This window comes from uncultured Kordia sp., assembly GCF_947489565.1.
Classification (GTDB): Bacteria; Bacteroidota; Bacteroidia; order Flavobacteriales; family Flavobacteriaceae; genus Kordia.
In genome coordinates this window covers 1-24513 of sequence record NZ_CANLEA010000016.1, presented here as the reverse complement: position 1 = coordinate 24513, position 24513 = coordinate 1, and the positions used below count along the sequence as shown (strand labels likewise).

At 33.8% G+C, this 24513-nt stretch carries 21 protein-coding genes; 6 read left to right on the top strand and 15 right to left on the bottom strand.

The annotated features are described in order from the left end of the window. A complete protein-coding gene (locus Q0845_RS19805; RefSeq protein WP_298516925.1) occupies positions 1-300 on the bottom strand; it encodes a hypothetical protein in 300 nt (99 codons plus the stop codon). Further along, on the bottom strand, positions 290-1069 hold the full coding sequence (gene surE, locus Q0845_RS19800) for a 5'/3'-nucleotidase SurE (protein ID WP_298516923.1): 780 nt from the start codon (positions 1067-1069) through the stop codon (positions 290-292). Before surE ends, Q0845_RS19805 begins: the two co-directional genes overlap by 11 nt. A gap of 194 nt (positions 1070-1263) precedes the next feature. Here surE and Q0845_RS19795 point away from each other — a divergent pair, with 194 nt between their 5' ends. The 5 genes from Q0845_RS19795 to Q0845_RS19775 all read left to right on the top strand — a co-directional run bounded on the left by Q0845_RS19795 (position 1264) and on the right by Q0845_RS19775 (position 6923). Next, positions 1264-3432 carry a carboxy terminal-processing peptidase gene (locus Q0845_RS19795; RefSeq protein ID WP_298516921.1) on the top strand — a complete coding sequence of 723 codons (2169 nt, stop codon included), beginning with the start codon at positions 1264-1266 and terminating at the stop codon, positions 3430-3432. A gap of 14 nt (positions 3433-3446) precedes the next feature. Beyond that, on the top strand, positions 3447-4556 hold the full coding sequence (locus Q0845_RS19790; protein ID WP_298516919.1) for an ABC transporter permease: 1110 nt from the start codon (positions 3447-3449) through the stop codon (positions 4554-4556). 96 nt (positions 4557-4652) lie between these two features. After that, positions 4653-5498: a DNA/RNA non-specific endonuclease gene (locus Q0845_RS19785; RefSeq protein ID WP_298516917.1), complete on the top strand. Its 846-nt coding sequence runs from the start codon at positions 4653-4655 to the stop codon at positions 5496-5498. A gap of 25 nt (positions 5499-5523) precedes the next feature. Continuing rightward, positions 5524-6054, top strand: coding sequence for a YcxB family protein (locus tag Q0845_RS19780; protein WP_298516915.1), 531 nt, complete (start codon positions 5524-5526; stop codon positions 6052-6054). 248 nt (positions 6055-6302) lie between these two features. Further along, positions 6303-6923, top strand: coding sequence for a hypothetical protein (locus tag Q0845_RS19775; protein ID WP_298516914.1), 621 nt, complete (start codon positions 6303-6305; stop codon positions 6921-6923). Positions 6924-7056: 133 nt separating this feature from the next. On the opposite strand, the gene Q0845_RS19770 is transcribed toward Q0845_RS19775, so the two are convergent. Then, entirely contained in the window at positions 7057-8604 is a 1548-nt protein-coding gene (locus tag Q0845_RS19770; RefSeq protein WP_298516912.1) for a vitamin K epoxide reductase family protein, read from the bottom strand. A 246-nt stretch (positions 8605-8850) separates the two neighbouring features. Here Q0845_RS19770 and Q0845_RS19765 point away from each other — a divergent pair, with 246 nt between their 5' ends. Next, entirely contained in the window at positions 8851-9963 is a 1113-nt protein-coding gene (locus Q0845_RS19765) for a leucine-rich repeat domain-containing protein (RefSeq protein WP_298516910.1), read from the top strand. Positions 9964-10030: 67 nt separating this feature from the next. Here the strand turns inward: Q0845_RS19765 and Q0845_RS19760 are convergent, their stop codons facing one another. The 12 genes from Q0845_RS19760 to gndA all read right to left on the bottom strand — a co-directional run bounded on the left by Q0845_RS19760 (position 10031) and on the right by gndA (position 23242). Continuing rightward, complete coding sequence (locus tag Q0845_RS19760) at positions 10031-10210, bottom strand: hypothetical protein (RefSeq protein ID WP_298516908.1); 180 nt, start codon at positions 10208-10210, stop codon at positions 10031-10033. 112 nt (positions 10211-10322) lie between these two features. Further along, positions 10323-11615 carry a rod shape-determining protein RodA gene (gene rodA / locus Q0845_RS19755; RefSeq protein ID WP_298516906.1) on the bottom strand — a complete coding sequence of 431 codons (1293 nt, stop codon included), beginning with the start codon at positions 11613-11615 and terminating at the stop codon, positions 10323-10325. Further along, positions 11608-13491 (bottom strand): penicillin-binding protein 2, encoded by a 1884-nt coding sequence (mrdA, locus tag Q0845_RS19750; RefSeq protein WP_298516904.1) that lies wholly within the window; start codon positions 13489-13491, stop codon positions 11608-11610. Before mrdA ends, rodA begins: the two co-directional genes overlap by 8 nt. Continuing rightward, a complete protein-coding gene (locus Q0845_RS19745; protein ID WP_298516902.1) occupies positions 13488-13994 on the bottom strand; it encodes a rod shape-determining protein MreD in 507 nt (168 codons plus the stop codon). Before Q0845_RS19745 ends, mrdA begins: the two co-directional genes overlap by 4 nt. Further along, positions 13995-14816, bottom strand: coding sequence for a rod shape-determining protein MreC (gene mreC / locus Q0845_RS19740; protein WP_298516900.1), 822 nt, complete (start codon positions 14814-14816; stop codon positions 13995-13997). It lies immediately after the preceding gene. A gap of 7 nt (positions 14817-14823) precedes the next feature. Then, on the bottom strand, positions 14824-15861 hold the full coding sequence (locus tag Q0845_RS19735; RefSeq protein ID WP_108116710.1) for a rod shape-determining protein: 1038 nt from the start codon (positions 15859-15861) through the stop codon (positions 14824-14826). A 67-nt stretch (positions 15862-15928) separates the two neighbouring features. Further along, on the bottom strand, positions 15929-17461 hold the full coding sequence (gene purH, locus Q0845_RS19730; RefSeq protein ID WP_298516894.1) for a bifunctional phosphoribosylaminoimidazolecarboxamide formyltransferase/IMP cyclohydrolase: 1533 nt from the start codon (positions 17459-17461) through the stop codon (positions 15929-15931). Positions 17462-17626: 165 nt separating this feature from the next. Next, positions 17627-18478, bottom strand: coding sequence for a heparin lyase I family protein (locus Q0845_RS19725; protein ID WP_298516892.1), 852 nt, complete (start codon positions 18476-18478; stop codon positions 17627-17629). A 77-nt stretch (positions 18479-18555) separates the two neighbouring features. Next, on the bottom strand, positions 18556-19323 hold the full coding sequence (locus Q0845_RS19720; RefSeq protein ID WP_298516890.1) for an SDR family NAD(P)-dependent oxidoreductase: 768 nt from the start codon (positions 19321-19323) through the stop codon (positions 18556-18558). 21 nt (positions 19324-19344) lie between these two features. Then, complete coding sequence (locus Q0845_RS19715) at positions 19345-20043, bottom strand: FadR/GntR family transcriptional regulator (protein ID WP_298516888.1); 699 nt, start codon at positions 20041-20043, stop codon at positions 19345-19347. Between the two features lie 12 nt (positions 20044-20055). Beyond that, positions 20056-21330 carry an Nramp family divalent metal transporter gene (locus Q0845_RS19710; RefSeq protein WP_298516887.1) on the bottom strand — a complete coding sequence of 425 codons (1275 nt, stop codon included), beginning with the start codon at positions 21328-21330 and terminating at the stop codon, positions 20056-20058. Positions 21331-21349: 19 nt separating this feature from the next. Continuing rightward, on the bottom strand, positions 21350-23242 hold the full coding sequence (gndA, locus tag Q0845_RS19705; RefSeq protein ID WP_298516885.1) for an NADP-dependent phosphogluconate dehydrogenase: 1893 nt from the start codon (positions 23240-23242) through the stop codon (positions 21350-21352). Positions 23243-24513: the final 1271 nt, after the last annotated feature.

Genomic DNA, 24513 nt, shown 5'->3' with positions numbered 1-24513 from the left:
TTATGCGAGTAATTTATGGATCAATACTGCAATTCCAGTGACAATAGTAATAATCAATACACCTTTTGCGTGTGATTCTTTATTGTATCGTAAGAAACCAAAAAAGGCAGCAAAATTCAACGCAGTTCCAAAAACAACTACAGAACTAATCTCACTTCCATTCATAGCAAAATCCCAAACGGCGCCCAAAGAAGCATTTCGTTGATATGAAACAAATATCAAATATAAAAATGTCCCTACGATCGTAGTGCAAAGTCCAACAAGGGCACCTACAATAACCTTTTTATTATTATTTTTCATTGAATTCTAAGCTATTAAGTTTTTGTATCGCGTGATGTGCCGTTAAATCAAACTGAACAGGAACTATAGAAACATAGCCATTTGCTAAAGCCCATTCGTCTGTATCTTCTCCTTTATCTTGATTGATAAAACTGCCTGAAAGCCAATAATATTGCTTTCCATGCGGATTGGTACGTTTGTCAAAATCTTCTTTCCAACGTGCTTTGGCTTGTCTGCAAATACGAATTCCTTTAATTTCTTTAGCTTTCAACTTCGGGAAATTCACATTAAGTACAACACCTTCTGGCAATCCGTTGTTCAATACTTTTTGTGTAATCTTCTTTACATACTCTTTAGTCGCGTCAAAATTAGCTTCCCAATCATAATCTAACAAAGAAAAGCCAATGGCAGGAATTCCTTCCACACCAGCTTCCACCGCAGCACTCATGGTACCTGAATAAATTACATTAATAGAAGCATTTGATCCGTGATTAATTCCAGAAACACAGATATCTGGCTTCTTATTCAAAATTTCATTCACGGCAAGTTTTACACAATCTACAGGTGTTCCCGAGCTTGAATATTCAATTTGCGGACCATCATCAATAGTAATGGCATTGCAATAAATTGTAGAATTTACAGTAATTGCATGTCCCATTCCACTTTGTGGACTGTCTGGAGCAACAACAATAACATCTCCCAATTCGTTCATGACGTCAATCAATGCGCGCAATCCAGGCGCTGTAATACCATCATCGTTGGTTACTAAAATCAAAGGTTTTTCATCCATAAAAAAAGTACTTCATTTTAAGTTGCTAAAGTACACAATTTACCGTTTAATTGCATATGGTTTTGTCTTTAACAAAAAATTAGTAACATTGTTAAAAAACGGCATAATTTTTTCTTTATTTTAGTAGAAAATTAATGTTATCAGTATAAGGACTTCTTTTATGAAGAAATTGAACCCCAATTTTATACTGAATTATGAAAATGAAAAAATTTAAATCTGTGAAAATTAGAGCTTTTATGAGAAGGAACAGAATATATTTAGTAGCACTATTGGTCTTTGCAATGGTGTCTTGTGGTTTTGCAAAAAAATCTTTTGACGATCCAGGACAAGATAAAACATTGGTAGATTTAATTTCCTATGTGTTAAGTAGATGGCACTTTGATCCTCAAGATATTAATGATGACTTTTCTGAGAATGTATACAACGACTTTATCGATGCAATTGATCCGATGAAGCGTTATTTCTTAGCATCAGACCTTGAAGAGTTTAGTGCGTATAAAAACAAAATTGATGACGAAATCAGAGAGCCAGGTGTAGAATTCTTTAGTTTGGTATACGAACGTTTGATGAAGCGAATGAATGAATCAAAAAAGTTTCAAGAAGAATTATTAAAAAATCCATTTGATTTCACCAAGAATGAAACCATCGATAGAGATTATGAAAAACTAACGTTTGCCAAAGATATTTCTACATTGAAAGAACGTTGGAGAAAAGAATTAAAATTTTCTACGCTCGCAAACTATGATATCAAACTTGAAGTTGAGAAGAATAAAAAGAAAGACGATGCTGCTTATGCAATCAAAGGAGATGTTGAGTTAGAAAAAGAAGCGCGCGAATCTACATCGAAAACATATGTTGAGTTTTTTGACTTAATGGACGATTTAGAACGTAAAGATTGGTTCAGTATCTATGTCAATGCAATTGTAGAAGAATTTGACCCGCACACTTCTTACTTAGCACCACAAGACAAAGATCGTTTTGATATGAACATGTCTGGAACCTTAGAAGGAATTGGAGCACGTTTACAAAAACGTACTGAAGGTGCTAAAATATTTGAAGTAATTTCAGGTGGACCAGCTTGGAGAAGCAAAAAAATAGAAGCAGGAGATGTTATTTTAAAAGTAGCACAAGAAGGAGAAGAGCCAGTTGACATTGTAGGAATGCGTTTGGATGATGCTGTAAAATTGATCAAAGGACCAAAAGGGACAAAAGTAACCTTGACAATGAAAAAAGTAGATGGTTCTATTGATATCATTACGATCAAAAGAGATTTAGTAGAGATTGAAGAAACCTATGCAAAATCGGCTGTTGTTAAAAAAGGACAACGTACGTTCGGAATTATCAACTTGCCTAAGTTCTATGTAAATTTTGAAGATTATAACAAGCGTAATGCTGCAAGTGACGTGAAAAAAGAAATTGAGCGTTTAAAAGATCAAGGCATGGAAGGCTTGGTATTAGATCTTAGAAATAATGGTGGTGGATCTTTAAAAACTGTAGTAGATATGGCAGGATTCTTTATCAAAGACGGACCAATTGTTCAGGTAAAAAGTTCGGTAGATGGAAGAGAAGTGCTAAAAGATGAAGACAGTCGTATTCAATGGGATGGACCTTTGGTAATCTTAGTAAATGAACTTTCGGCATCTGCTTCAGAAATTTTAGCAGCGGCTTTACAAGATTATAAAAGAGCTATTGTAATTGGAAGTAAGCAAACGTACGGAAAAGGAACAGTTCAAAATATTGTAGACTTAAACAGATTTGTTCACGGTGGCGACAGAAATATAGGTGCATTAAAACTAACAACACAAAAGTTTTACAGAATCAATGGTGGATCGACACAATTGGAAGGTGTAAAAAGTGATGTAGTTGTGGTTGATAAATATAGTTTTATTGATGTAGGAGAAAAAGATCAAGAAAATCCATTACCTTGGGATCAAATTGATCCAGCTTCTTACGATCTTTGGGATGGATATATTGACTATGAAAAAACAATCAGCAAAAGTAAAGAGCGTATGGCAAACAATGCGCAATTGAAGTTGATTGAAGAAAATGCAAAGTGGATTAAGAAACGTCGTGATGATAATGAATATCCGCTAAACTATGTTGAATACAAAAAAGAAGCAGATGCTGATGAAGAATATGCAAAACGTTTCAAAGCAATCTCTGATTATGACACAAGTTTAGTATTTACGTCATTGCCTTATGAAGAATTATTAATGAAAAAAGATTCTACTTTACAAGGAAAAAGACAAGCTTGGCATGAAGATTTAGCGAAAGATGTATATGTAGAAGAAGCCATCAATGTATTAGGTGACATTCAAATCAACAACATAAAAAAGAAGAAAAGAGCCGTTGTAAAAGGCTAACATAAAAGAAATAAATGAGTCAAAACTCAAATTCACTAACAAAATTAGCGCTCCAGAAATTCAAAAAGAATTTTTGGGGCGTTTTGAGTTTTAGCTTTATTGTACTCTGTGCTTTTATTGTGGTGTTTGCTTATGTCTTTACACCAGATGATACGAAGAATGCAAACCAAATGCATTTGTCGATTCATTCAAAAAAGCCAGGATTTTCTGTGCAAATGCTGACGATTCCTTCCGCAGAAAAAAAAGAAGAAAGTTTTATCAATACCCTTTTCTTTGGGAAAGAAAATGCCGCAACCGAAATTCCAATTACGAATTATAGAACAGCGAACAACAAACTGTTCATTACAGAATATACAGATGAAGCCATTACGGGAATTGAAAAAGAAATTCCCTTAAACTCGTTTCCAACAATAACACAAGCAAGCGAAGTGCCTGCGCAATTTATACAACAAAAAACCTTTCGTTTAGGAACCGATAAATATGGTAGAGATGTATTGAGTAGAATGTTGGTTGGGATGCGAATTTCATTTACCATAGGATTTGTAGCGGTATTTATTTCGTTACTTATAGGAATTACGCTAGGCGCATTGGCAGGATATTTTGAAGGAAGAACAGATGCCATTATCATGTGGATTATCAATGTAACATGGTCCATTCCTACCTTACTTTTAGTAATCGCAATCACGCTTACGCTAGGAAAAGGCTTTTGGCAAGTATTTGTAGCCGTAGGATTGACGATGTGGGTAGAAGTTGCTAGAATTGTGCGTGGACAAGTACTCAGTGTCAAACGCATGCAATATGTAACGGCGGCACGTGCGTTGGGATATCATGACTTCAGAATCATTGTAAAACATATATTGCCAAACATTATGGCGCCAGTAATTGTAATATCGGCAGCCAACTTTGCAGCAGCTATTTTAATAGAAAGCGGATTGAGCTTTTTAGGAATTGGAGCACAACCACCAATGCCAAGTTGGGGCGCAATGATTAAAGATCATTACAGTTATATCATCTTAGGAAAACCATACTTAGCGATCATTCCAGGAATTGCCATTATGAGTTTAGTAATGGCGTTTATGTTAGTCGGAAATGCTTTGCGCGATGCTTTAGATGTGAAGAATTAATTTCACATAAACACATAAACACATAAACACATAAACACATAAACACATAAACACATAAACACATAAACACATAAACAAAATACAAAAAACTAACCATTGAAAAGAAATAAAGTATATCTTATTTTAGTATTGCTAATTGGAGCTGCAGTAACCATTTATGAAAAGTATGGAGATGATCTAAAAGGAACCTCTTACAATCCAAATGTTGAGGTACACGGTACTAAAAAGCAGACTACAGATAGTAAGCCAAAATCATTAACAAATAAGTACTATCTACCAAGTTCAACCACAGGACAAATAGTACATCATGAAGGATATTCGCTATCGTATGATGAAGATTTTGAACAGGCAGAATGGGTTGCATACGAATTGAAAAAGAATCAAATTGTATACACGGACTTCAAACGTCCGTATTTTGAGCAAGACAATGCTGTAAAAACGGAATCTGCACATTGGAGAAACTACAAGAAATCAGGCTATGATCGTGGGCATTTGTGTCCTGCAGCCGATAGAAAATATAGCAAAGCGGCTTTTACGGAAACCTTTTTAACCAGTAATATTTCACCACAAGAACATCAATTTAACGCAGGTGTTTGGAACCGATTGGAACAAAAAGTTCGCTATTGGGCAAAAAAATATGATGGTGTGTATGTCGTAACAGGTGGAATTTTAGAAAACAATCTCAAAACCATTGGAAGCGAAGATGTGGCAGTGCCAAAGTACTTTTATAAGATTTTGTTAGATAATGCAGGTGGAAATACAAAAATCATAGCATTTCTAGTGCCGCACGAAGCTTCAAACAAACCTTTATATGAATTTGTAGTCTCAGTAGACGAACTAGAAAAACGCACAGGAATTGACTTCTTTCCTGCATTAGATGATGCTAAAGAAAACAAGTTAGAAGCAATGACAACTTATAAACAGTGGAGTTTTAGAAACTAATCCCAATTGAGTAATTGAATTAAAAATGACCATTACCTATAAAATACACGAACACGACTTTGTTGCTTTGTATCTGTTTATCTTTTCAAAATCAGAGATCATCAAAAAGAAGAGAAAAAAAGGGTGGATATTGTTGACAATTACGTTTGCTGTGATTTCTTTTTATTTTTTGATGAAGCAAGAAAGTTCTATGTCTATAAGTGCAGGATTAGTAACCCTTATAACAGTATTATACTATCCAAAATACTTTAATTGGCGTTATAAAAAGCATTATCAAAAACATGTGAGGAATACACATTCAAAACGTTTTGGTCAAACAGAACACATGGAAATATCTGCTGATTCAATTATCATCAAAAACACCATTGGAGAAGGGAAAATAAAGACTTCAGAGATTAAAAAAATTGATGAAACAAAAGATTATTTCTTTTTAAAAATATCTACAGACGATTTATTTTTTATTCCCAAAAAAGAATTGACAAATACTGATGCACTTCGAATGAAATTTAAAGAAATTGGTTTTACTATAAATGATCAAACAAACTTGGAATTTTAAGGCACAAACAAATTATCTAGACAACACTTCAAAAACATCAAGACAAAAAAATATTTTATCTTGATAAAGTAGACAAAACATCTTGATAAAATTTTAGGCTTCTCAAAGTCTAGTGTTTACAAGGTTTTCACTCACTCAAAAAGCTACTTTACGAATTGAGAAATACAATCAACTCATTGGTAGATTCTCGTTGGAAAAATAAGGGTAAGTTTGGAGTTAAAGCTACGAACTCCTAAAATACCAACGAGATGAAATCACTTTTTTTAACGACATTATATGCTTTGTTTTCTGCTATATCGTATTCCCAATCACAACCAAAAAGTCTAATACAACTTACTTCAGATGATACTATTCAAAGCTCTGAAATTAGAGATATTTTAAATTTTGAAGGGATTGAATATTTAAAGCTAAATTTTACAGGAAAAGAATTAGCAAGTAAGACATATAAATTCACCGTAAAAGAGATTTGGGATGGAAAGCTGAAAAGAGAAAGTGTTATTGTAGATAGTAAAGAAGCGCCATTTGATCAACTTAAAAAAGTAAATGATTCTGTTTTCAAGCTTACCATTATTTCAAAACTCACGACTGATAACAAACTCAAAATGAATTTTAAGTTTCCAAGGTTTTCAATGATGCGAAAGTTTAATGCCATAGCATCCGATGACTATAGTTTGCGAAATGTAGCTAAAACTTTAGGAAGTGAAATTAAATATGGAGAAAAGTTTTACCTACTCGCTTATATGTTACCGTATGAAAAAAACGGAAATAAGTATTGGTGTGCGGTAGAAAGTAGCGGAAAAGATATTGAAAACTGGGGAAAAGCATTTGGTATCAAACACTATCTCGTTTTTGAAATGTTGTTTGAGTAAACAATTATATTCAAATTTCTGTTGTCAAATCGAGCATTATTCAATTTCGTTAGTGTTGCTAGGGATTTTCAATAATGCTCGATTTGATAGTATTTTATTTTAATAAAGGCTTTCTATATCGTACAGAAGCTAATTAAGATTCCTGCTGCGTTTCCAAAATCATATCTTGAATAAACAATGGTAAATCCTTTATCTCGTATGTTTTTGGGAAGAATTGGTCATTCAAAATACTGGCTGGCGTATAATGTATATCATTAATATTGCACCATTCTCTGTGCGTATCTAAGACTTCAACTGCCATTGCATTCTCAGAAATACCAAATTTTTCCTGCCAAGTTTCTACATTTCTATTGGCAAACCATTCTTTTAAGGCAGCATAGGATTTTGCAGGATCTTGTGTATACAAATCAACCAATCGGGAAGCAATCTGTGTACTTTTGTGCTTTTCATCAGGCGGAACATTGAAAATAAATTCTAACTGAATATCATTTCCATACGTACTGACCAATTTATCATAAGATTCAAAAGCAGCTGTACAATAACCGCATAGTGGATTGGTAACACCTTGTAATTTAATCGCGCCATTTGGATTGCCAAATACGACACGTAATTCCTTAGAAATTACATTCGGATTAAGAACACTCTGCTCTTGAAGCATAGTTTTAAACAACTCCGGATTTCGCTTAAACTTTAAAAAGTCAGTTTCAGTTGTGGCTAACTTTTCATGACTTTCCCAATACGATTTTCCATAATCCCAAGCAATATAAACCAATGCAAAAATACTAATCAACTTTACAATATAAGGTGTAAATAGATACCAAGAATAGTTATAAGTAACCAACAATAAAGCAGTTTGCAACAGTACAATTCCAGCGATCAATAAACACAAAGCACACCATTGTTTTAGTACAACTCCTTGTCTAAATAAAGCATAAATAATAACGGGAATTCCTGCTAAAGAAAGCATTAATAATGTGCCTTCGTGAAATCCAATAGAAGATAAAATGAGAAATAATCCTGCAAAAAACACAAAAGAAGCATCGCTCAATGAAATGATTCCAAAGATTTTATTTCCTTTTGTATTAATGACTTCACCACAAGTACTATTTTTAGAAATAGCACCACAAACCTTGGCAACTGCTTTACTTTTAATTCCTAAATCTTCTCGAGTGATTAAAATACTAATGTATAAACCAATCAAAGTCAAAGCGGTATATAATAAATATGGAAAACTAAAATTTAAAATCACATTTGCAGAGGCAACTGCCGCCACAATAAAGTAGGGAAGTGCTTGCTGAATAGATTGTACACTGCTAGTTTTTTCTTGTTCTTCAACAGCGACAATAGTTCCTGTCCAACGTTCAGCAAAGGTTTCTTCAGTTAATTTCTCTTTCTTTTCGTCTGCATTTATAATTTGAACAAGATTGCGTTTCTTTTCTACCAAAACGACTTCATCGCCTTTTTCTCCACTGACCAAAGCTAAAAAGCAGTTGGGCATTTGATCTAAGGCTTCTTTTGGTACCGTTGCGGCCAAATTCTCAATCTCGAAATAATCTAGCGTATCGGTAATTGCTTTTAAACTTGGGTAATCAGGATGTGATAATAATTGCAAGTTCAATAACTCACGATTAACATCCAAATAACTATTATTAGTTAGTAAAGAAAGTATAATATGTTCCATTCAGTTGTTTTTAATTTTGGTAGGGGAAATTAAAAATTGCTTAAGACTCACTAAAGATAGAAAGTATTTCTGAGGTTTATTACAAGAACAAAGCTTTTTAAGAAATGTAGTTGTTTAAATTTATAAAATAGAAAGCTTTTTATGGTGTAATAGTCTAGTTTGCTCATGAAAGAGGGCTATTTACTCAATCTCCTTTTTATATTATAAATGAATTGGTTAGCTTTGATAATGATTGATTGTAAACGTATGAAACTACCTAAAATCACACTTATTTTTCTTTTTTTCTTGAATATGGTCTGCGCACAAAATATAGAAGCTATTTATAAGAAAGAATACACTGATTTTACACCTGCAAGAGAGATGAAGTTATTAGAAAATCGTGTTGGTGTGTCTTTTAATTCGCTTCAAAAAATAATTAATCATGTAGATAAATTAAAAGAAGCAGCAGACATTGAATTGATACAAAGACGTACTTTTGAGTTGGCTGAAATGCATTATGAAGAAAAGGCAGGTCTGTATTTAACATGGGGCACGAATGGAAATTGTGGGAGAGAAGGCGCGTTTTTTGATGATTTAACTGCGAAGTTTGATTTTACCTATCTCAGCGTGAATTGTGGTTGCCAACCAGGAAGACGTCCAAAGATTGTAGAAGCCTACAATAGTTATGCAACACAATATATTGCAAAAAAATATGGTGGCAATTGGTCAAAGCGTTTGGAAGCTGCAATTTTAAAGAGAAAACGAATTATTTTTTTAGATTATACTCCAGAAGAAATTAAAAAGACGACGCAAGTATCGTATGCACTCAAAGAATTAATTGAATATCCAAAAGGGATTGAAAAATTAGAGAACTTAGAAATATTATCTTTTAACATCAATCATCTTTCTAGCTTAGATCCTTCTATTTGTGAATTTAAAAAACTAAAAACACTTCGTTTACATAGCAATAAGTTTAAAGAGTTTCCAGTAGAAATTGCTTGTTTGACAACGTTGGAAGCGTTAAGTCTCGATAGTAATGAGCTGCAAGAAGTTTCTAATGAAATAGGAGGTTTACAGCAATTAACTAGATTGAATTTATCAAATAATCAAATAACTGCCTTACCAGACGATTTTGTAAGACTAACGAACTTACGATTCTTTGATATGCGAGGAAATGAGCTTTCGTCTTTGCCAGATAATTTTGAGGATTTACAGAGTTTACGAACCTTAATTTTATGGGATAATGATTTTGAAACCATTCCCAAAAGTTTGTATAAAATGCAGCATTTAGATGAACTTTTGATTGAAAGCGGAAACGATATACCAGAAGAAGAATTGCAAAAATTAAAAGAAGCTTTGCCTAATGTTGATATCCGATAAGGGAATTATCAAACTAAAATCTCAATAAGAAAAGAGCAAACCTAAGTTCGCTCTTTTTTCAAATGATTTACCAAAAGCCGCCGCAAGGTGAACCAATTGGCAATGCGCACAATCCAAAATCTTCCAGCCATTCGCCACTGCAAAATCTACATTCTCTCGGATTCACTGGAATCATTCCTTTTCCTGTGATTTGACGTTGTTCTTTTTTGTCTAAGACAGTTCCTAAATTTGAAATACTTTTTAACATGGTAGTTTATTTTTGGTTAAACGATTAAAAAGTACAAAAACACCTTCAGAACTGTATACGGGAAATCCGTACTTAACATTTGTATATTTTTTGAAAAGTATGTGTTAAGAAGTTACCACTCGTTAATACGATTCGCGTCAAGCTTGATAAAAATAAAGAGTAAAATGGTGAATCCCCAAAGTCCCGAACCGCCATAACTAAAGAAAGGCAGCGGAATTCCAACAGTCGGAAATAATCCAATCACCATTCCAATATTAATGGCAAAGTGAAAAAACAGAATGGCGGCGACACTATAACCGTATACACGACTAAATTTATTTTTCTGCTGTTCGGCTCGCGTCAATATTCGCAAGAGCAAAAACACAAATAAAAAGATCACTATCGAACTTCCTATAAATCCCCATTCTTCACCAACGGTTGTAAAAATGTAGTCGGTATCTTGTTCAGGGACAAAATCACCTTTCGTTCGTGTTCCTTTGAGCCAACCTTTTCCTTTAAAACCACCGGAACTAATGGCAATTTCTGACTGATTGGTATTGAAACCAAAAGTTTTTCGAATCTTTTCCAATTTCACAGGATCTTTTTCAAGTCCTAAAACCAACGTAAAACGATCGCGGTGATGTTGTTGGAATACATTGTAAAAGATATAATTTACCGCTAAAATAAATCCAATTGCAGCAATCAATGACGTAAGTGCTAACGTTGTCTTTCGTTGTTGTTTCAATTTCTTCTTAAAGAAGATAAAAATACACGCCAAACCTATGACTGCGGTTCCAATAATAGTGTATATATATCCTAATTTAAGCGTAATGACAAATAGTAATACCAGTATAAAACCAATCCATAAATAAATAGGAGGCAAGCCTTCACGATACAATACAAAAAAGAATGCCAAATATACCATAGCACTTCCTGCATCAGGTTGTAACATGATCAACATGGGCGGAATGAGAATAATGGCAAACGCAATCAACTGATGTTCAAAGTTGTTGATATTGGTTTGTATATCGCTCAGAAACTTTGCCAGCGCGAGTACCGTAGCAGCTTTCGCAAATTCGGAAGGTTGTAGCGTAAAACTACCAATGGCATACCAAGACTTGGCACCATTAATTTCTTTTCCAAGTACCATTAAAGAGAGTAAACTCACCAATCCTACAATATAAATAATACTGGAAAATCGTTCATAAAACTTGGCTTCTATAGAAAGTATAAGAATAATAAGTATGACACTTGTGCCTATAAAAAACAACTGTTTTCCATACAGTTCGTTCATATCCAAAAGTCCAGTAGTACTCTCGGTTACCGAAGCCGAATAAATATTGATCCAACCAATACCCACCAATAAAAAATATAGCAGTATGGAAAGCCAATCTATTTTTTTGACAAATTTTACTTCTCTACTCATTAATTGTAAATGGTTCTCCACTCAGTGGCTTTGCATATTCATCTTCCAAACTCTTCTCAAGCACTAACTTTTCCATATTTTTCAAGGTAATTTCACCTTTTAAATACTGTTCAATCATTAAACTAGAAATTTTCCCTGCCCAACGTGCGCCATAATATCCGTTTTCTACAAATACAGCAATAGCAATTTTCGGATTGTCCTTAGGAGCAAAAGCCACAAAAATAGAATGATCGGTTAGCTGTGTTTTTTCTCCATCAATCTTAGTGAAGTTTTCTGCAGTTCCCGTTTTTCCACAAATTTCTATACCTGGTACATTCAACCATCTGGCAGTTCCTCCTTTTTTCATGCTAAATACATCGTGCATTCCTTGAATAACAGGTTCAAAATGTTGCTTGTCAATTGTGGTATGTTTTGCCTCCGTAAAATGTGGATCATCAATAGGTTCATTATCAATCTTCTTGATAATATGTGGCGTATAATAATGACCTCTATTGGCAATAGCTGCTGTCATGTTTGCCAATTGAATTGGAGTCAATTCTACTTGTCCTTGTCCAATAGCATTTGAAATGGTGTTTAAAACATGCCATTTGTTATGTTTAAAATAGCTGTCGGTGTAATAATCGCCTGTGGGAATTCTTCCTGGACGACCCGTAGATAAGTCATTTCCAAAATAGGCGCCCAAACCAAAACTTTTAATATGACTGCTCCACACATTCATACCTTCTTTGGGAGAATCGTATTTGCTGATAGTTTGACGATAAGCATTTGCAAAATAAGCATTACAAGATTTGGCAACGCCATTAATTACATTACGTCTTCCGCTTCCGCAGTGACACCCCATTTTTCGTCCACTTCTTCCATAAATATAACCATTGCGGCAAGTATAAGTATATGTTGGTGTAATGACACCTTCTTGCAAGGCAACCAAAGCATTTAAAGTTTTAAATGGTGATCCTGGAGGATATGAAGCTAATAATCCTCTGTCATATAATGGTTTGCTGATGGAGTCGTAATGTAATGCACTGTAATTTTTTGAACGTTGGCGACCTACTAGTAAATCAGGATCATAACTCGGTGCAGAAATTAAAGCTAATATTTCTCCTGAAGCTGGTTCAATAGCGACAATTCCACCACGTTTATTTACCATCAACTTTTCACCATATGCTTGTAATTTGGCATCAATAGTAATTTGAATGTCTTTTCCGTTTACTGGAAGCGTATCTAAACTTCCATTTTTATAAGAACCAAGTATTTTGTTGTGAATGTCTTTTTGAATTCGTTTTACACCTTTAGTACCACGTAATTCCTTTTCATATACCTTTTCAATACCTGTACGACCAATCAATTCTCCAGATTGGTAATACGGATTCTTTTTTAAATCGGTATTATTTACTTCGCTGATAAATCCTAATACATTAGCACCATTGCTGACTTGATAGTTACGAATGGAACGTTTTTGAATATAGAATCCTTTATAACGATGCATTTTTTCTTGAAGAAAAGCATAATCTTTTTTTGCCATTTGCGCTACAAATACAGATGGAACGCGCCTAGAGTAATTCTTAGCTTTTTTAAAACGCTTTAAAAAATCGTCTTTGGTGATGCGTAAAAATTTACAGAATTCAAGTGTGTCTAATGCTTTTACTTCGCGTGGAATAATCATCACATCATACGAAGGTTGGTTTGCAACGAGCAATGTCCCGTTTCTGTCATACACATAACCGCGTTCAGGATACGTATATTCTGTTTTGATGGCACTATCATTCAAAAAATTTGTGGCGACTTCTACTTCATTAAATAATTGCAAATAGGAGAGACGCCCTGTGTAAATAAGTCCAACAGAGACAACAACAAGGTATAACAAAAGTTTCCTCATGAATTTTTTCGACTAAATAAAGTTATTGATAGTGTGATGATTAGGATAGTAAAGATACTAAAGAATGCGGTATTTCTTAGGATGATTAGGATAGAAGAAATGTTAAAAATTTCTAATAGAAAAAAGAAAAAGTGATGGATAAAGGTCAAAATGACAATATACACCATGCGTTGTCCAAAAGCAGTACTTTCTAGTTTTACCGATTGATGCTCGTAACTTATTCCAAAAGCAAAGCGCAATACAAATGGTCTAATATAGGCAATGATCAAGCAAGCAGCAGCATGTGCGCCGCCAGTATCGGAAAACATATCAACGGTAAGTCCTAATAAAAAGGCAATGACTAAAAAGGCGCTTCTGTTAGCATTTAAAGGAAATAGAAAGATGAAATAGATGTATACCAACGGATTGATATAACCCAAGAAATCGATATGATTGCATATCAATACTTGCACTAATACAGCGACTATAAATCGGACACTATTCCAAAAAATAACTGGACCCATCTAGTTTTCAGGAGCTAATAAGTTATCAATTTCTTCTCTGTGCAAGTTTTCAATGATGTATACATGTTCTAAACTCGTCATATCATTAAATAATTGCACGTTTATCTTGTATAGATTTTCAGTGGTATTCAGTTGAAAATCTTTGATGATTCCAATAGGAATGCCTTTTGGAAATAAAGTTGAATTTCCTCCAGTGATAATAGTGTCATTTGCCGAAAACGTTGCTAACTTTTCTACATCTTCTAGCTGTACGATATTCGGATTTTCGCCATTCCAAGTAAGACTTCCAATATAATTTGTGTTCTTTATAGTAGCATTAATTTTAGAGATGGAATTTAGAATACTAATCACTGTAGCATGACTTCCGCCAACACGATCTACAATTCCAATAACACCTTTTGAATTCATAACGCCCATGTCGGTTGCAATACTATCGCGATTTCCTTTATTGATAAGTAAAATATTGTTTCGCCTTGAATAGCTGTTTTTGGTAATTTTTGCAGAACGAAACAAATAATCTGTTGGATAAGAAGTACTATCAATAAATTGAATGGAGCTTATGCTATCTTTTTTGTTGTACAGAATATTTTTGAGCTGTCTGTTTTCTTCCACCAATCGTTCATTTTCTGATTTCAACGAAAAATACGACGAGACACCATTTGCTTGTTCGTAAATACCTCCTGTAAGCCAATTGGCAGAGTTGATAAATTTACTTTTGTGATAAGAATGTGATTGAATCGTAAAGAGCAAAGAGATAGACAGCAACACTAAAAATAGAATAAAGTTTTTATTCTTGATTAGAAAGTTAATTATATGTTGCATGAGCTATTCAGTTCTTCTTCCCTATTAATACACTTTTAAATTTGTTTAGATTTTTCAGGGTAATTCCTGTTCCGCGTACTACCGCTCTTAATGGATCTTCAGCAATATATACTGGTAAGTCTGTTTTTTGAGACAAACGTTTGTCCAATCCACGAAGCATTGATCCTCCACCAGCAAGATAAATTCCTGTATTGTAGATATCGGCTGCCAATTCTGGCGGCGTTTGTGATAAGGTTTCCATCACAGCATCTTCAATACGTAAAATAGATTTGTCTAAAGCTTTGGCAACTTCTCTATATGAGATTTGTACTTGTTTTGGCTTTCCTGTTAACAAGTCACGTCCTTGAACCGACATTTCTTCTGGCGGAACTTCTAAATCTTCTGTGGCAGCTCCAATTTGAATCTTAATTTTTTCTGCAGTACGTTCTCCCACATATAAGTTGTGTTGCGTACGCATGTAGTATACAATATCGTTGGTAAACACATCACCGGCAACTTTTACAGATTTGTCACAGACAATTCCGCCCAAAGCGATCACGGCAATTTCAGTAGTTCCTCCACCAATATCAACAATCATGTTTCCTTTTGGTTGCATGATATCGACACCGATACCAATGGCAGCTGCCATTGGTTCGTGTATCAAATAAACTTCTTTTCCATTTACACGTTCTGCCGATTCTTTTACGGCGCGCATTTCCACTTCTGTAATTCCTGATGGAATACAAATTACCATACGCAATGATGGCGGAAATAATTTCTTTTTAAGTGCTGGAATATTTTTTATGAACAGACTGATCATTTTTTCAGAAGCATCAAAATCAGCAATTACTCCATCTTTCAATGGACGAATGGTTTTGATGTTCTCATGGGTTTTTCCTTGCATACGAGCAGCTTCCTGTCCGACGGCAATAATTTTGTTAGAAATCCTGTCCCTGGCGACAATAGATGGACTATCAACAACGACCTTGTCATTGTGAATAATTAAGGTGTTTGCAGTTCCTAAATCTATCGCTATTTCCTCCGTTAAGAAATCAAAAAATCCCATGTGTTATGTCTTCCTATTTGTGTACGTTTATAATTCATTTTTAGTGACTTATAAAGGTACGAAAAAATTAATGTTTAAAATGTCTTGTACCTGTAAATACCATCGCAATATCAGCCGAATTGCAATAATCGATGCTTAATTGATCTTTTATTGATCCGCCGGGTTGAATCACCGCTTTGATTCCAGCATTATCTGCAATTTCTACACAGTCTGGAAACGGGAAAAAAGCATCACTTGCCATGACAGCTCCATCTAAATCAAACTTAAAACTTTTAGCTTTTACAATCGATTGATTTAGTGCATCAACTCTACTTGTTTGTCCTGTTCCGCTTGCACATAATTGTTTGTTTTTTACCAAAACAATTGTGTTCGATTTTGTGTGCTTGCATAATTTAGAAGCGAATAGTAAATCTTCTAACTGCGCTTCTGTTGGTTTATTGTTTGTTGGATATGTTAAATCTGCTACCACATCCGTTTTTGCATCTTTATCTTGTACTAAAACACCATTTAAGCACGTACGTACTTGTGTTTCAGGTAAAGCAACTTCATTCTGAATTAAGATGATTCTGTTTTTCTTTCCTTTTAAGGCTTTTAAAGCATCTTCTGTGTATGATGGAGCAATGACTACTTCACAGAATAGTTTGTGAATTTCGTCTGCCGTTGCTTTGTCAATTTCAGTATTAGCAATTAAAATTCCACCAAAAGCAGAAACTGGATCACCTGCTAAGGCATCTACATATGCTTGATGAATTGTAGCGCGTGTAGCAAAACCGCAAGCGTTGTTATGTTTTAAGATGGCAAATGTTGGATCGTCACCTACAAACTCGTTCATTAGGTTGACAGCCGCATCTACATCTAGTAAGTTGTTATAACTTAATTCTTTCCCGTGAAGCTTTTCAAACATCTCGTCAAAGTTTCCAAAGAAGAAACCGCGTTGGTGTGGATTTTCTCCATAACGCAATACTTTACCTTCCGTTTCACTCACTTTCAAGGCAGCAATGGTATTATCTTGATTGAAGTAGTTGAAAATTGCTGTATCGTAATGAGAAGATACATTGAATGCTTTGGCAGCAAATGCTTTTCTGTCTGCGATTGAAAAAGTTCCTTCTTGTGTTTCTAACAAGTGTAAGAAGTTTGCATAATCGTTTACAGAAGAAACGCAAAGTACATCTGCAAAGTTTTTCGCAGCGGCTCTGATTAAAGAGATTCCTCCAATGTCAATTTTTTCAATAATATCTTGTTCACTCGCACCCGAAGCTACGGTTTTTTCAAACGGATATAAATCTACAATGACAATGTCGATTTGTGGAATTTCATATTCTGCCAATTCAGCAATATCGCTTTCATTGTTTTGACGATTTAAGATTCCACCAAATACTTTTGGATGCAATGTTTTTACACGTCCGCCTAAAATAGAAGGATATGAAGTTACATCTTCTACAGGAACGACAGGAATACCAAGATCTTTGATAAATTTTTCTGTTCCACCTGTGGAGTAAATTGTGATGTTTAATGCATGTAGTTTTTCTACGATAGGAGCTAAACCGTCTTTGCTAAAAACCGAAATTAAAGCTGATTTTGCTTGTTTTTGGGAATTCATTATAGTTGAGTTGTTTAAATGTGTTGTGTGAAGCTGCAAAAGTAATAATTAACACTAAAAAAACACCCTCTTCTTTAAATAATTACAGGAGAATTTTAACATAATTGAATATTCTATTGAGAAATGATAAAATTGAATTGAGAAAAGGCTTTGCAGGAGCAAATATTATTCGACACTAATTGAAAAATTGTCTACAAATAGTTCTACAGTTTCTGCAGTAGGATTTGCCGTAACGCCAATTTGTACACGTTCGTAAAAAGTAGGTTCTTGTAATGTAAACTCGATTCCTTGATTTTGAAAGATTTCTCTAAAAATGCTTGCATTCGGCATGTTCATTCCAAATTCATTGAGAACTTCTGTTCCGTTGATAAATAATTTATTTACACCAGATTCTGTAGCAGACATTGTCATTTCCCATTGTACAGAAACCCATTGATTTCTTGGGAAAGGAACGCTTGTTTGTTGCAGTGTAGTTCCTAAAATTTTCCCTCTTTCGATAGAAAGAAAATCATTTCCGCCAGACATCATGAGTCGTACACCAGGACATTGGTTTTCAGAACCTAAATTATTACCTACTGTCGGATCCCAACATGAGCAACATTCTAAATCGATTAATAATAAGTTTTCTATAGATTGATTTCCATTAATATAAAAGTCGGCACTGATGAGTAGTTTGTCTCCAGCTCTTATATTGAGTCCGCCTTTTTCAATATCAATTTTGGATAGCAATGTGTTGGATTCGTAAGCAAGAAAACGAATAGCATTTTGCCCTTCTGAAACTTCTGTGTCGATAATTGAAATTTCATTCGTAGCATTTGAAGGATCTGTTTGCTGTATTAGAGTCCATCTAGAATTGTCAGCAGGAAAAAGTTCTGTTAGCGAATTGTTTTGTGTTTCAAATCCGTCTTCAAATAGAAATTTTTCGGTAGGCGTAGTCACAATTGTTTCCGTATTACTTTCACAAGCAATAAAAAAAACAATGATGCAAATAAAAGTTGCTTGTTGTATTTTATTCATATATGGTTAACGTTCAAAATGTTGTATTCTTATAGAATCTATTTTGAAAAATGAAAACTTCCTGTTTATGATCTAGATTACATGTTGTATACGCCTCCGTTTATGTCTAACGTAGCTCCTGTAATAAATCCGTCATATTCCGATGCTAAATATAAGACTGCTCGGGCAACATCGTCTGCATTTCCTGCTCTTTGAATTGGAATGCCAGCTATTGTTTTAGCGGCAGATTCTTTGGTTGTATGTGTATTGTGAAACGAAGTGCCAAGAATAAGACCTGGCGCTACGGCATTTACTCGAACTCCATCTGGACCTAATTCTGAAGCTAATGCTCTTGTAAATGTCAAGATAGCACCTTTGCTTGTAGCATATGCTAAAGAGCCTGCATGTCCACCTTTTCGACCTGCAAGGGATGACAAGTTAACAATGCTGCTATTTTCATTTTTTACTAAATGAGGTTTTGCTGCTCGAGTAACAAACATCATAGACGTCATGTTAATGTCCATTACTTTGTGCCAAAAATCAGTTTCTATTTCATTCATCATTTTGCGTGCAACTAAAGAACCTGCATTGTTGATTAGGATGTCTAATCCGCCAAGTGCATCAATCGTTTTTTTAACGAGCGTATTGGCATCTGTCTCTTTTGTTAAGTCGCCACTAATGGCAATGCCTTTTTGTCCTTTACTTTGCGCATAATCAACTAATTTATTTGCAGTGTCTGCACTTGAAAAATAGTGAATGGCAACATGGGCACCATTGTCAATAAAGTGTTTTGTGATGGATTCTCCGATGCCTTGAGCTCCTGCAGTAATCAATACTTTTTTACCTGATATTTTTGTGTTTTTCATCTTTTAAAAATATTCAATGTGTTATTTTTTTACGATATGTTTTGATAATTTATAAAAATGGTCTTCCATCATTTTTTGTGCAAGAGCACTATCTTTTGATTTGATGGCTACATAAATATTTTCATGCTTTTTAATTTCTGATAATACTTGGTCGCCTTCACAAACAGCATCGCTGTCATAAGCTGCGAGAATTGGAGGTGTAATTAAGAGCATCAAAGTTAACAATGTGTTGTTTTTACTAGCTTTTGCAATTGCTAAATGAAATAATAAATCCTCTTCTAAATGATTTCCACCATCAATCATTTTCATCTTAAAGGAATTTAAAGCATCTTCAATACTTTGTAAGTCAGCTTCAGTTCTTCTTTCTGCTGCTAAGCAAACTGTTTTTAACTCTAAGGTTATTCTTGTTTCTACCAATTCGTTGAATGAGGGAACATCGAGTTCAATAATTTCATTGACAATTCCATTGAAACCAATTAATCCAATGTTTAAAACCGTTCCGCTTTGTGCTACAGATTTTAGGACTCCGTAAAATTCTAGTTTGCGAATGGCTTCCCGTATTTGATTTCTGTTTACGCCAAATTTTTCAGATAGGATTCTTTCTGAGGGTAATTTGTCTCCTTCTTCCAGATTCTTAGAATTTACTAAGTCTCGAATTTTGGAAATCACATCATTCTGCAATGATTTTTTTTTGTTTTTATCTATTAAACTAATTTTCATAGGAATCAATTTTTAAAAATATTCTGTCAATGCTACAATTCCGTTAAAGGAAATCACTAAAGAGAAAAACATAGCTGCAAAAAGTCCAAGATTGACCCAAATATTTGTTTTATAATCTTTCATTATTTTTTTATTATTTACCAATAGAATAATACCAAGAATAACAGCAGGTAATACAAATACATTGAATACTTGCGATAAAATTTGAATTTCAATAGGGTTTCCGCCAAAAACAGGACCTATCAAAGCAACTAAACAAGCGATAAAAGTTACGATTCTAAATTGTTTTGAATTGGTGTCTAATTTTCCAGATTGATAATCGGCTAATAACAATGGCGCTATTAAAAGACAAGGGAAAATAGAAGATAATCCTGCGCTTAAGGCACCGAAAAAGAAAATGGTTACTGCCCATTTTCCAGCTACAGGTTCTAGCGTGTTTGCCATGTCTAATACATGATTGACTTCTTTTCCTTCATAAAAAAGTGCTCCAGCGGCAACTGCCATAATAGTAGCACTAATGATAAATATTAAGATAGCAGCAACTATTGAATCTCTTTTTTGTTGTTTCAAATTTTTGACGGTCCATCCTTTTCCCTTTACAAATAAAGGTCTTGATAGAAATGTTGCGGCGGCCATAGTAGTTCCTACAAAAGCAGCTACTAACATTTTTCCGCCAGGAACATCAGGTATTGACGGAATTAATCCTTTTATAACATCATTAGGAAGTGGGTTTACAAAACATAATGAAAAAATAAATGAGCATCCCATAAGCGTTACGAATATGATTAGGATTTTTTCAAAGAACGAATACTTTCCTATGAGCATGAGTAAGTAAAAAACAGCTATAATTACAATTGCGATTGTTAAAACAAACGTATATTTATGTTCGCTGATACTTTCAAAATTGACCGCTAATATTTCATAAATAATGTTGGATGAAATCCCTAAAATTCCCATCAAAGAATTCCATTGTCCGAAAGTAATTCCTATGATGATTAATATGGCTAATATTTTCCCGTACTTTAAATGCTTTTTAAAACCATACAAAGCTGTATCACCCGTTATTAAACCATAGTTTCCATACGCAAACATTAAAACTCCAGAGAATAAACAACTTAATAATAATACCCAAAGCAATTGCATATTAAACTTGCTGCCAGCTACAATCATAGAAGTTACGCTGCCTGTACCAATTGTATAACCAATGGCAAAAATACCAGGTCCAAACGCTAAAATGATCTTAATAATTTTCTTTAGAAAAGAACTCTTGTTATCAGAAACTGCCATAGTTTATTGTTTTAATAGATTAATTTTCATTCCAATGCGTATGATAAAATTTTCCAGAAGCATCATCTGTTCTTTGATAGGTATGTGCTCCAAAATAATCTCGTTGTGCTTGAATTATATTTGCGGATGAATTTGCTTTTGAAAAACTATTTAAAAAACTAATTGCATCGGTCAAGGTTGGAATTGCTACTTCACTTACAATTCCTGCGGCTACAACTTTCTTTATCGATGGTTTTAAGGATTGTAATTTTTCAATGATTTCTGGAGCCTGTAATATATGATCAGCCGTTTTAAAAGTCGTCACTAAAGACGTCATCAAATCCGATCTGATGATGCAACCGTTTGTCCAAATTCTTGCAAGTTCACTTAAATTGATATTCCAGTTGTAACGATTTGAAGCTTCTTTGATCAACTTGAAACCTTGATAATGATTGATGATTCTTGCAAACTGATATGCTTTTAAAATATCTTCTTTGTTTGCGTTTAATGAAAGATCGGAAGTGTCAAAATATGCACTTAGAGCAATTCTTTCTTCTTTAAAGAAAGAGGTGTAGCGTGCAAATAGGGAAGAAGTGATCATTGTACTCGGAACACCTAATTGTGCTGTAGCAATGGTAGTCCAATTGCCAGTTCCTTTGTTTCCTGCTTTATCCATAATTTTATGAATCAACCAGTCTTTACCTTCTTTTTTTCTTAAAATATCTATGGTAATCTCAAGCAAATAACTATTTTCTATTGCTTTCCATGATTCCAAAATTGTAGCAATTTCATCTGGATTTTCCCCTAATTTTTTTAATAAAGTAAAAACTTCCGCAAGCAATTGCATTTCTGCGTATTCAATTCCGTTATGAACCATTTTTACGAAATGTCCGCTACCTTCAGGACCTACATAGCTACAACACGGTAGATTGTTGTTGTCTTTTGCGGCTATTTTTTCTAAATAAGGCTGCACTTTTTTATAGATTTCTTTAGTTCCGCCAGGCATTATGGAAGGTCCATGCAAAGCACCTTCTTCGCCACCAGAAACTCCAGCACCTATAAAATGGATGTTTTTAGACATCAAGTAATTATGACGTTCTTTCGTTTTGTTGTAGTTAGAATTTCCACCATCAATTAAAATGTCTCCTTCAGATAAATACGGTAATAAGTTGTCGATGACCAAATCGATGGTTTTCCCAGCATTCACCATCAACATTATTTTTCTAGGTTTTTGTATGGAATTTACAAAAGAAGCGATATCGTCAAAAGGAAGTGCCGTAGCTAATTCAGGGAATTTATTTTTAAAATTGAGCGCTATATTTTCTTCTTTACCAGTAACATTGCGGTTAAATAATGAGAGTTTTATACCGTTATTGGCTAAATTTCTACTTAAACTTTTTCCCATGACGCCTAATCCGAAAAGACCGAATTCAGATGTTTTATTAAGCTGACTTTTTATGATTTCCACAATATGTTCGGGAGATTTTTCTACATTTATTTTGATGGCGTTTGCAGGTGTTTCCAAAATGTCAAATTGTGATTTTAGAAGCTCAGAACTCATAAAATGATTTTTTCTATTGTCTAATCGTTTCTTAACTTGAAGGAAAGAACCATGTAGAAAAATCCATTCGGAATACTGTTCTATTTGATGATTTAGAATGTCTCGGTAGGCTTGTTTTAATGCTGAACAAACAATAATACAACTCTTCTTTGCTTTTATTTGTTTGACAGCCAAATCGTGCAAATTTTGAAGCCAATCATATCTATCAGCATCGTTTAATGGTTTCCCATCCGACATTTTTTTAATGTTCTTTTTAGGGTGAAAATCGTCTCCATCAAAAAAAGGAACCTGCAATTCTTGGGATAATAAGTTTGCTATGGTACTTTTTCCAACACCAGAAACACCAATTATGAAAATGATTTTGGTTTTCATCCTAATGAAATTATGAACAATTAAATTGGTTACCCAAATTGGGTAACCAAATATAACTTTTTATTTTTAATTGCTTAAAAAATAGAAAAATTCGAAGTGTAGGCTGAAGGCTAAAATTGTTTTTTATTCTAGAGTTGGAATAGAAAAAGCTGATATACAACGATTTAGATATTGTGTATCAGCTTTTTAAATATGTTGAAAGGAAATGGTGTATTTCGAAGGCATCTCAATACTCAATACTAACATCTCAGTTCTAATCAAAGTCTCACCACGAATTCACGAATTGTTTTTTGGTTGTTTTCTTTTAATAATTGGCACGAATCGTTTTGACTTCAAAAGAAATTAGCTTGTTTTTTTAAGATTGTACTTTGAAGGTGTCTCAATACCTAATACTAATATCTCAATTCTAATTAAATTTTCACCACGAATTCACGAATTGTTTTTTTGTAGTTTTCTTTTAGTAATTGGCACGAATTGTTTTGGTTTCAAAAGAAATTAGCTTGTTTTTTTAAGATTGTACTTTGAAGGTGTCTCAATACTTAATACTAATATCTCAATTCTAATTGAAGTTTCACCACGAATTCACGAATTGTTTTTTTGGTAGTTTCCTGTTAATGATTGGCACGAATCGTTTTGGTTTCAAAAGAAATTAGGTTGTTTTTTTAAGATTGTACTTCGAAGGTGTCTCAATACCTAATACTAATATCTCAATTCTAATTGAAGTTTCACCACGAATTCACGAATTGTTTTTTGGTTGTTTTCTTTTAATAATTGGCACGAATCGTTTTGGTTTCAAAAGAAATTAGGTTGTTTTTTTTAAGATTGTACTTCGAAGGTGTCTCAATACCTAATACTAATATCTAAATTCTAATTAAATTTTCACCACGAATTCACGAATTGTTTTTTGGTTGTTTTCTTTTAATAATTGGCACGAATCGTTTTGACTTCAAAAGAAATTAGCTTGTTTTTTTCAAAGATTGTACTTCGAAGGCATCTCAATACTCAATACTAACATCTCAGTTCTAATCAAAGTCTCACCACGAATTCACGAATTGTTTTTTGGTAGTTTCCTGTTAATGATTGGCACGAATTGTTTTGGTTTCAAAAGAAATTAGCTTGTTTTTTTCAAAGATTGTACTTCGAAGGTATCTCAATACTTAATACTAATATCTCAATATTTAATTAAATTTTCACCACGAATTCACGAATTGTTTTTTGGTTGTTTTCTTTTAATAATTGGCACGAATCGTTTTGACTTCAAAAGAAATTAG